9 protein-coding genes are annotated in these 10,205 nt (G+C 65.7%); all 9 read right to left on the reverse strand.

The window, feature by feature from the left end:
- Positions 1-1,498: CoB--CoM heterodisulfide reductase iron-sulfur subunit A family protein (locus VMS96_15295; GenBank protein ID HVP44793.1), on the reverse strand; the 1,498-nt coding region annotated here is incomplete at its 3' end.
- A gap of 3 nt (positions 1,499-1,501) precedes the next feature.
- Complete coding sequence (locus VMS96_15300; protein HVP44794.1) at positions 1,502-2,707, reverse strand: (Fe-S)-binding protein; 1,206 nt, start codon at positions 2,705-2,707, stop codon at positions 1,502-1,504.
- A gap of 61 nt (positions 2,708-2,768) precedes the next feature.
- Positions 2,769-4,766, reverse strand: coding sequence for a (Fe-S)-binding protein (locus VMS96_15305; GenBank protein HVP44795.1), 1,998 nt, complete (start codon positions 4,764-4,766; stop codon positions 2,769-2,771).
- Between the two features lie 7 nt (positions 4,767-4,773).
- Entirely contained in the window at positions 4,774-5,745 is a 972-nt protein-coding gene (locus VMS96_15310; protein ID HVP44796.1) for an electron transfer flavoprotein subunit alpha/FixB family protein, read from the reverse strand.
- A 22-nt stretch (positions 5,746-5,767) separates the two neighbouring features.
- On the reverse strand, positions 5,768-6,544 hold the full coding sequence (locus VMS96_15315; protein HVP44797.1) for a hypothetical protein: 777 nt from the start codon (positions 6,542-6,544) through the stop codon (positions 5,768-5,770).
- 238 nt (positions 6,545-6,782) lie between these two features.
- On the reverse strand, positions 6,783-7,292 hold the full coding sequence (locus tag VMS96_15320) for a hydrogenase maturation protease (GenBank protein ID HVP44798.1): 510 nt from the start codon (positions 7,290-7,292) through the stop codon (positions 6,783-6,785).
- Between the two features lie 50 nt (positions 7,293-7,342).
- Positions 7,343-8,872 carry a Ni/Fe hydrogenase subunit alpha gene (locus VMS96_15325; protein ID HVP44799.1) on the reverse strand — a complete coding sequence of 510 codons (1,530 nt, stop codon included), beginning with the start codon at positions 8,870-8,872 and terminating at the stop codon, positions 7,343-7,345.
- A gap of 48 nt (positions 8,873-8,920) precedes the next feature.
- Positions 8,921-9,340, reverse strand: a complete 420-nt coding sequence (locus VMS96_15330) for a four helix bundle protein (protein HVP44800.1) — start codon at positions 9,338-9,340, stop codon at positions 8,921-8,923.
- A 76-nt stretch (positions 9,341-9,416) separates the two neighbouring features.
- Positions 9,417-10,205: hypothetical protein (locus tag VMS96_15335; protein HVP44801.1), on the reverse strand; the 789-nt coding region annotated here is incomplete at its 5' end.

Genomic DNA, 10,205 nt, shown 5'->3' on the forward strand with positions numbered 1-10,205 from the left:
CCGGCACCTTCATGATGCAGTCGAGGAGGGTGTCCTCGGCCTGCACGACGAGCCGGCCGGTCGCGCCGTCGCTGGGGTCGGGATAGACGTCGGCCACGCGGCCGCGGATGAGGTTCATGCCCTCCTCGGCGATGCGGCAGTAGAACTCCTCCATGCCCTTGCCGGGCGTGCGGATGTCGATGTAGAAATTGTAGATCTCCGCCTGGGTGTGCTCGCGGATGAGGTGGGCGAGTTTGAGCGAGTACAGGCAGCACACGCGCGAGCACCAGCGGTTGGTGTTTTCGTCGCGCGAGCCGACGCAGTGGATGATGGCGACCTTCTTGGGCACCTGGCCGTTGCGCAGGACGATTTCGCCGCCGGTCGGGCCGCTGGCGTTGATCAGGCGCTCGACCTCGAGCGCGTTGTAGACGTTGGGATAGATGCCGTAGCCGTAGTACGGCGTGCGCTTCGCATCGAAGATCTGGAAGCCGGTCGCCACGATGATCGTGCCGACGGTGATCTCGCGGAGCTCCTCCTTTTGCTTGAAGTCGATCGCCTTCCGGTCGCCGCAGGCTTCCACGCAGGTCTTCTTGCACTTGCCGGTCTTGAGCTCGATGCAGGTTTCGGGATCGATGAGCGTGACCGGCGGAATGGCCTGCGCGAAGGGCAGGTAGACTGGTTTGCGCTTGCCGAGACCGAGATTGAATTCATCGCGGAACTTCGGCTCTTTGTAGATGCAAGCCTCGACGCACTCCTGGCAGCCGGTGCAGAGGTCCTCGAGGACGTAGCGCGGCTTGCGCCGGACGGTGACCCGGTAGTTGCCCACGAACCCGTCCACCTTCACGACCTCGGAGTAGCTCCACAGCGTGATGTTGGGATGGGAGCCGGCCGCGGCCATCTTGGGCGAGAGCACGCACATGGCGCAATCGAGCGTGGGGAACGTCTTGTCGAACTTGGCCATGTGGCCGCCGATGGTGGGCTCGCGCTCGACGAGGTAGACCTGCTTGCCGGCGTTCGCGAGAACGAGGGCGGCGTGAATGCCCGCGATGCCGCCACCCACGACCAGCACGTTCGGGTTGATGGCGACCTTTTTCACCTCGAGCGGCTTGTGCAGCGGCACCCGCTGGATGGCGGCGCGGGCGAGGGCCATGGCCTTGCGCGTGGCCTCCGCGCGGTCCGTGTGCACCCAGGCGTCGTGCTCGCGCACGTTGACCATCTGGAAGAAGAACGGGTTCAGCCCGCCGCGGCGCGTGGCCTCGCGGAAGGTGTGCTCGTGCAGGAGCGGCGAGCACGCCGCCACCACGATGCGGTTGAGCCGGTTCTCGATGATGTCCTGCACGATCATCTCCTGCCCCGGATCCGAGCACATGTACTTGTAGTCGCGCGAAACGACCACGTTGGGCAGGGTGGCGACGTATTTGGCGACCGCCCGCACGTCGACCATCCCGGCGATGTTCGTGCCGCAATGACAGATGTAGAAGCCGATGCGGACCGGTTCGTGTTTTTTCGGCGTATACATGGCTCAGTCTCCCAGGGCTTCGGCCAGCAGTTCGACGATGTCCCGCACAATCATCGGCTTGTCATGCGGGACGACCTTGAGCGCATCCTCGAAGCGGAAGATCTCGTACGGGCAGGACACCGCGAGCACGTCGGCGCCCGTGGCGATGGCCTCCTTGATGCGTCGCTCGGACAAGCGCTCCATTCCTTTCCCCTTGAAAAACGTGTCCAGCCACATGCCGCCACCGCCCCCGCCGCAGCAGATGGCATTCGCGTGGTTGTGGACCATCTCGACGATCTTGACTCCGGGGATGGCGCGGAGCAGGGCCCGCGGTTCATCGTACATCCCAGCGCGGCGACCGAGGCAGCACGAGTCGTGGTAGGTGACAGTGTAATTCAGCTTCTTGGTCAGTTTGGGCTTCAGCTGCTCCAGGTGCTCGGCGAGCAACATGTGGGTGTGGTCGACCTGGTAGTTGAAACCGTACATCGGATAGCGGATGCGGAACGCGTTGTAGGCGTGCGCATCGCCGGTGAGCAGGCGGTTGAACCGGTATTTCTTGAAGATCTCCATGTTGTAGTCGGTCAGCGTCTCGAAGAGCCCCGACTCCCAGGTGAGCTGCCCGCAGTCGCCGGCGCACTTCTCCTCGTTCCCGAGGATGGCGAAGTCGATGCCCAGCGCATGCAGGAGCTTCGCGGTGGCGCGGCTGTTGTCCTGGCCGCGGCCGTAGTAGGCGGTGTAGCACTCCACGAACCAGAGCACGTCGACCGGCCGATTGAGCTCGGCCATGACGGGCACGGGCACCGGCGCGGTGACCTTCCAGGCGACGCGCTTGCGGGACGACTCGCCCATGGGGTTGCCGTAGCGCAGGGTGTTCTGCAGCGTCTTCTGCAGCTCGGCGGGAATCTCCGGCTGGTTGACCAGCGTCTGCTCCTTGACCAGCGGCAGGAGCACGTCGGACAGGCGGATGCCGCGCGGGCACTTGCTCATGCACGCGTAGCAGGCGACACAGCGCAGCATGCTGTCGGATTTGAAGACTTCCTCGATCCGCCCGCGGCGCAGCATGTTGATGATGCGGCGGGGCGGGAAGTCCATGTACTCACCGTACGGGCAGGTGCCGGCGCAGGTCCCGCACTGGATGCAGGTGAGAATGCGTTTGCCGTCGGGAGTCTGGAGGAGGGTCTCGAGGGTGGAACCCTTCTGTTCCAGTTCGGGTTCAAGCATCACAGCCATGGCAGAGTCCTTTGGTCAGGCGGAGGGACCGCGGCGGGTTACGGGGATTTTGAATTGAGCTTCAGATTTCCAGCGCGTCGGCGACGAGTTCGGCGATGTCTTTCACCGCGAGCCGCGCCTCGGCGCCGGTGGTTTTCACGGCGTCGCGGAACATCGCAATGTCCTTGGGGCAGGCGACGACCAGAGTCGGCACGTCGCCCAGAGCCACGGCCTCGCGGATGCGGTTCTCGGCCGGGCGCTCGGCGATCTTCTCCTTGTCTTCCATCCAGATGCGGCCGCCGCCCGCGCCGCAGCAATGGCTCCGGTCGCGCGTGCGCGGCATTTCCACCACCTCGAGGCCGAGCGCGCGCAGCACGCGGCGCGGCGCCTCGTAAATGCCGTTGTAGCGGCCGAGGTAGCAGGGATCGTGATAGGTCACCCGGCCGGTGAGCTTTTTCTTGAGCGGCAACCGGCCGGCCTGCAGCAGCTCGTCGAGCACCTCGGTGTAGTGCTTCACCGGCGCGCGATCGCCGTTGCCCGGGTACTCGTTCTTCAGGGTGTTGAACGTGTGCGGATCGGTCGTGACGATGGCCCGGTACTTCGCCTTGGCGAGGCTCTGAAGGTTCTTCTCCTTGAGCATCTCGAAGAGGCCCTCCTCGCCCACGCGCCGCACGTCGTTGCCGGCGTTGCGCTCGCCCTCGTAGAGGAGGCCGAAGTCGAGGCCGGACTGCGCGAAGATCTTCGCCGTCTTGCGCGTCACCTCCTCGCAGCGCGGATCGTAGGAGGCGTAGTCGCCCACGAACCAGAGATACTCCACCGGTTCCTTGCGCGCATCCTTGATCTTGAGCCCGGAGCTCTGGACCCAGCGCGCGCGCATGCGGTCGGATTTGCCAAACGAGTTGCCGTACCGGGTGAGGTTGGCGAGCATGTCCTGCACCGTGCGCTCGACCGCGCCCTCGCTGACGAGGTGGCGCCGCAGCGCGATGATGAGCGGGATCTGTTCGTTCCAGACCGCGCAGCGGGTCATGCAGGCCATGCAGGTGGTGCAGGCCCACAGCTCGGCCTCCGTGATCACGTCGCCAATGAGCTTCGGCGCGCCGCCGTTGCCATTGCCACCCGCCTTGGCCAGGCCGGTCTGCATCATGTGGCGCTTGATCTTCTGGGCGATCTGCTGCGGCTCCAGCGGATACCCGGCCGCGGTGGCCGGGCAGGCGCGGTCGCAGCGGCCGCATTCCGCGCAGGAGAAGCCGCTGAGGAGCTGTTTCCAGGTGAGCTCCTCCCATTTCGACGCGCCGGGGGCCACGTCCTCCTTGGCGCCGGGGATTGTCAGGTCGCCCAGGGGACGCGTGACGGCGCCGCTGAAGAACACGTTGAAGGGCGAGGCGAGAAGGTGAAGGTGCTTGGAATAGGGCAGGTAGACCAGGAAGCCGAGCACCACGGTCATGTGCAGCCACCACATGGCGGCGCCGAGCGCGTGGGCCGTGTGCGCCGGCAGGCCGCCGAAGGCGGGCGCGAGCAGCCGGCCGAACGGCGTCCAGGTGGCGCCGGGATCGCCCGCCGCGAGGCGGAAGCCCGCGCCGAAAAGCACGCTCAGCATCAGCACGCCGATGAGGGCGAGGATGAGGTTGGCGTCGAAACTCAGGTGCAGGTGGGGCGGGGCAAAGAACAGGCGCCGCGCCACCGCCACGCCCAGCGAAACTAGCACCAGCACCGAGAAGACATCGAGAAAAAGCGCGGCGGGGCCCACGGCGTCGGGGTAGGGAATCGGCAGGAAAGGCAGGAGCCCGCGCAGCAGCGCCCAGTTGAAGCAGACGACGTACACCACGAAGCCCCAGAAGATGAGAAAGTGCGGCAGGCCGATGCTGCGTTCGCCAAAAATGCGCGGCTGCAGGAGCACGTGGCGGCACGCATGCCAGGCGCGCCGGACGATTTGATCGAAGCGGTTCTCGAAGCGGCCCCGGCGCAGCAGCCCGATCAGCTGCCAGACGCGCCAGCCAAAAACACCGAAGGCCACCAGGGTCAGCAACCACAACACTCCAACCCCCGGCACGCCGAAGACCGAGATTTGGATGGGATCCATGTGGCACCTAGCCCTTCTTGGCCTTGATCTTTTCGGTCAGCAGCGGAATCAGCTCCACGGCGTCGCCGACGACACCGTAGTGGGAGCCGTCGAAAATGGGCGCCTTGGGGTCGGTGTTGACGGAGATGATGCACTCCGAGTTCTGCATGCCATCCCAGTGCTCGGGGGCGCCGCTGATGCCGAACGCGAGGTAAAGCCGCGGCTTCACCGTCATGCCGGACTTGCCGACCTGGCGGCTCAGCGGCAACCAACCTTGGTCGATCACCGGGCGCGAAGCGCACACCGCCCCGCCGAGGCTTTGGGCCAGCTCCTCCGCGAGCCCGACGTTGTCCTGGGATTGGATGCCGCGGCCGACCGCCACCAGCACGCTCTGCTTCGTGATGTCGACGTCGCTGGTGTCGGGCTCGACGTAGCGCTTGAAGACGATCTTCGGGCTGGCGGGCGGGACCGTGACTTTCTCGACGGCGGGCGCCTGCTCGCTTCGGCCGGCCTCAGCGGGAAAGGCGCCGGGATAGACGCTCACGATACCCCGGCCGTCCGCGAGCTTGACATCCGATAGGATCTTGCCGCCGAACAACTGGCTTGTGAGCACGAGGGCGCCGCCGTCGGCGCGGGCGTCCTTGCAGAAGTTTACAAAGGGCAGCTTCACCCGCGCCGAAAGCTGCGCACCCAGGCCAAAGCAGGCGTTGGTGCCGCCCATGAGCACCAATCCGGCCTGTTTCTGGTTCATGAGCTGCTGGAGCAGGGGAACGACCACCTCCGCCGACGGCTGTTCCAGGCCCGGTTCGTCCGCGAGCAGCACGCTGTCGGCAGCGCCCAGGCGCCCGGCGAGCGGCGTGACGCCCGTGCCGAGCAGCACGGCGTGAACCTGGCGGCCCTCAGCCGCGGCGATCTTGCGGCCAACCCCGAGCATTTCAAACGTGATGTCAGCCATCGCGCCTTTGAGGTGCTCCGCCAAAACGAGAATTGCGGCACTCATGTTTTCAGCAAGGGATTGAGGGTTAGATGATGCCGCGTTCGGCCAGCAGGCCGGCGATCCGCGTGGCGACGTCTTCCGGGGTTCCCTCCAGCATCTGCGCCCGGCCGGCGACTTCCGGTTTGTACATTCGCTCCACCGCCAGCGCGCGGGCTGGGTCGGGGGGCGCGATGTCCGCGCTCTCGATCTTGCCCGATTTCATCACGGCCCGCACCTTGGCGACCGGCACGTAGCGCGGGGGCTTTTCCGCCGATTGGATGCCGAGCACCGCCGGCAGCGCCACCTCGAATTCCCCGCGCATCCCGCCTGAGAATTCCTTGAGCACTACCACCTTGCCGCCGGCCGGCGCGACGCTGCTGACCACCCCGACGTAGGGCAATCCGAGCGCCTCGCCGAGGAAGGCGGCCACCTCGCCCTCCAGATCGTCGATCGCTTGCGAACCGGGGAGGACGAGCGTATCCGGCGTGATCTCGCTGCCGCCCGATGCCAGAAACGCGGCGAAGAGCCGGGCGGTGGCCACCGTGCCCAGGCCGGCCTGCTCCACCGGAATCTTCACCGCCCGGTCGGCACCCTTGGCCAGGGCCGTGAACAGCGCGTCGTCCACCTCCGGCGCGTCCAGCGCGACTACCGTGACCTTGCCGCCGGCCTTTTCCTTCAGAAGCAGCGCCTGTTCCAGCGCGTGCTCGTCCGGGTCGTTGAGCTTGAATCGGAGGAATTCGGCATCCAGCGACTTGTCATCGCTGGCAACGTTCAACTCCTCCACCGTGTCGGGCACCATCTTCAGCAGCACATATAGGTTCATTTGCTGAAAAGGATCGTTCGGGTTGGCGGATCGTCATACACCCTGACGGCGCATAACGAGTTGGGGGGTACTCGGTTATCTCGGGCCGGCGCCGGGGAGTCAAATTTGTCCGGGCAGACTCCTAGGGAAGAAGCCGCCGATGCCATTCTGCAACGTAAACTAATGCCCTTGGAAGCCGACCGCCTCCAAAGGACTTGGCTGTCCGTCCGTTGTCGTCAGCTCAGCGCTGGGCGCTGCTTCACGCGAGCGCGGTTGCGGTCCGGCGCAACTCTGAGGCGATTTCCCTAGCTTGGGCGGCCACGCGCTCAGCTGCCGCGGCCGCCGCGTGCTCGACGGCCGGGGTCATCGCCGTCCCGAGCGTGAATGGGTCCTTCACTTCGATCGCGAAGATGCGGACATGGCCCGGCATCTGCAGACCAAGCATCTTCCCCAGCGCCAGGGTTTCACCGACGCCGAGGAAGTGCGGCGAGGTGCGGAAGACTTTGCCGAGTTCGTCGGGGCGTAGTTCGTGGATGTGCCCTGGAGGTGCCTCACCGGTCTGCACGGCGTCGACCAACACGACGCCCTCGCGCCCCGCGATTTCGTCGAGAAGCGCCAAACCCATCTCCGTGGTCGCCTTGACTTCGATGTCCGGCTCACCGCCGAGAAGTTCGCGCACGATGCGCACGACATGCAGCCCGACGGCATCGTCGGTGAGAATATCGTTGCCCAGACCAAGAACGAGCACGCTGGCCAGGGAGTCGGGCATTGGTGCAGGGTCAGAGACCAGAGGACAGGGGACGAGGGCCCGCTGGCGCGTCACTCTTGGACGATTTCGCGGACGAGCTCGTGATCGGGGTTGAGGAGGCGGACCTTGAGCGGGGTATGACCGGGGAGGGCGTGGGTGGCGCAGCCCAGGCAGGGGTCGTAGGCGCGGAAGGCCATCTCGATCCTGTTGAGCAAGCCCTCGGAGACCTGGCCCTGCTTGATCAGGCCCTTGGCGGCTTTCTCGACGCTGAGGGCGATGCGGGCGGCGTTGTTGCCCGTGGCCACGATCAGGTTGGCCATGGTGATGAGGCCATTCTTGTCGGTCTGATAATGATGGAAGAGGGTGCCGCGGGGGGCCTCGACCACGCCGATGCCTTCGGCGGGGGTCGCGGTGGGCACGCGCCGGACCTCCGGACTGGTGATCTCCGGGTCGTTGACCAGTTCCTGGATGCGCTCGGCCGCGTAGAGCATCTCCACGACCCGGGCCCAGTGGTTGGCCAGGGTGTGGTGCACGGGCCGCCCGCCCAGGGTCTTGAAAAACTCCTCGTAGGCGGCCTGGGCCTTGGGGGTGGCCATGCCCTCGGCGACGTTGAGCCGGGCCAGGGGCGCCACCGCATAGAGGCTCGTGTCCTTGCCCTCCACGAAGCCGTGCCAGCCGCGCGGCTTGAGGAAGGTGAACTTCATGTAGCTCCAGGGCTCGACGTGCTCGGCCACGAAGTCCCGGTACTGCCGGGGCTCGAACTTGCAGACCTCCTCGCCCTCGCAGTCGACCACCCGCAGCTTCCCGTCGTAGAAGCTGACCCGGTTGTGCTCATCGACCATGCCCATGTAGCAGGTCCGGTGGGTGTAGGTGTCGGAGGTGATGAGCTTCACGTACTCGGGGTTGCCCAGCACGAGCTGCTTAAAAACCTGCAGGGTCCACTCGGCAAAGGCCACGCCGTCTTTGGCCAGTTCCTGGAACCTGGGCAGGTCCTCCTTTTTGAGCGCCTTGCTCACCCCGCCGGGCTGGCCCAGCACGGGATGCACGACCTTGCCGCCAAAGTAGGCAATCAGTTCCCGCAGGCGCCGCCGGGTGGCGATCACGCGCTTGCCCGCCTCCAGGCCGACCTTGCCGATCACGCCCACGATGTTGCGCTCGGCCGGGGGCGCCTCCGGCCCCACGATGAAGTCCGGGCCGCCCAGCACGAACACGTGCAGGGCGTGGTCCTCGAGCATAAAGGTGTGGTAGACCAGCTCCCGGATCTTGCGGCCAGCCGGGGTGGGCGCGATCTGATAGAGATCATCGAGCGCCTTGGTCGAGGCCATGTGGTGGGCGGTGGGGCAGACCCCGCAGATGCGGCTGGTGATCTGGGGCATGTCCTCGGCCGGCCGGCCCCGGCTGAAGACCTCAAAGCCGCGCAGCTCCGGCACCTGGAAGTAGGCCCGCTCCACATCGCCCTTCTCATCGAGATAGATGTCGATCTTGCCGTGGCCCTCCAGCCGCGTGATCGGGTCGATCGTGAAGTTGCGCTTGGCCGCGGCGTAGGCCGCGTTGGCCCGGATCTGGCCCGCGTTGAAAACCTGTTTCGTGGTCTCGTCCATGGAAAGTCAGAGGTCAGAGGTCAGAAGTCAGAGGTCAGAGGTCAGAAGTCAGAAGTCGGGGGCCGATGGCTGTGAGTCGAATGCGTTGAGGCTATCAGCGGTCAGAAAGGAAGCTGGGTTCTTGATCATGGATCCAAGCATCCTCCCAATCTCTGAACACATCGCGGTCGATTCAGCGTGCTGGTCGTTGGTGATATAGCCGCAGTCCTTGGCAAAATCCAACGAGGAATCAGTCTCCGCGTTCTCGCCGTCGCAATCGGTCAACTTGCTGACAAAATGGGCTTCATAGCGCCGCTTGGCCCACGCCTCGCGAAGATTCAGGCAAATGGACCGAGAAGATCTTCGAATTTGTCCCGTCAAAGCGTAGCGCTCCTCCGCGGGGAAATGCTTGCTCATGTCGAAGACCGACATCGCAAGTTTGTAGGCTTTGCGATACACCACCAGATCTTTGGCCGAGGTGATTCTCATCGCGAGTCGTCGGTTCTGACCGCTGACCTCTGATCTCTGACCTCTGGCATTTGTGGTCCCGCTGTCCGGTGGTCCCTCAGAGGTCCACCTTGCGCCGCAGCAGGCTCTTGGCCAGCCCGTAGCGATAAAAGGTGCCGACCGGATCGGGCAGCCCGGCCAGCGCCGCATCGATCTCCTTCTCCTCCTTGGGCACCAGATTGGCGCAGAGGCTCGAGAGCATCTTCGCCCCCTGGTCCTTGACCCGGTCGGTGCCGCCAAAGCAGCCCGTGCACGGCATGTTGCCCGAGGGACACTGGGCCCCGCAGCCCTGGCGGGTGGCCGGCCCCATGCAGACCACCCCCTGCGCCAGGAGGCACACCTGCGGATCGAGCAGCTTCTGGTGGGTCCGGGTGAACCCGGTGAAGCTCAGGTCCGCGGGCTTGGAGTCGCGCCGCGGGCACTCCTCGCACAGCGCGATGTCCGGGGCGAGCACCGCGCCCTTGGGCGGCAGCCGGCCGTCGAGCAGGGCGGCCACCGCCGCCTGGGTGATCTTGGGCGTGGGCGGGCAGCCCGGAATGTAGTAATCGACCTCCACCACCTGGTCCAGGGAGCGCACGACCTGGTGCAGCTCCGGCAGGTGGGGCCGGCGACCCTGCTCCTCGAACACCAGCTGCGGCCGCGTCCGGCTCCCGTTCACCACCGAGGGCGACTCCTCGTAGTTGAACCGGAGGATCTCTTCGCGGCTAAACTGGTTGGCCAGGCCCGGGATGCCCCCGGTGCACGCGCACGAGCCGTAGGCGATGAGGTACTTGCTCTTGCGCCGCAAGAGCCGCGCCATCGCCTCCTGCTCCGTGGAGCGGATGGCCCCGTTGAGCAGCGTGGCGAA

Source organism: Terriglobales bacterium (genome assembly GCA_035543055.1).
In the GTDB taxonomy this organism is placed as follows: Bacteria; Acidobacteriota; Terriglobia; order Terriglobales; family Acidobacteriaceae; genus JAIQFD01.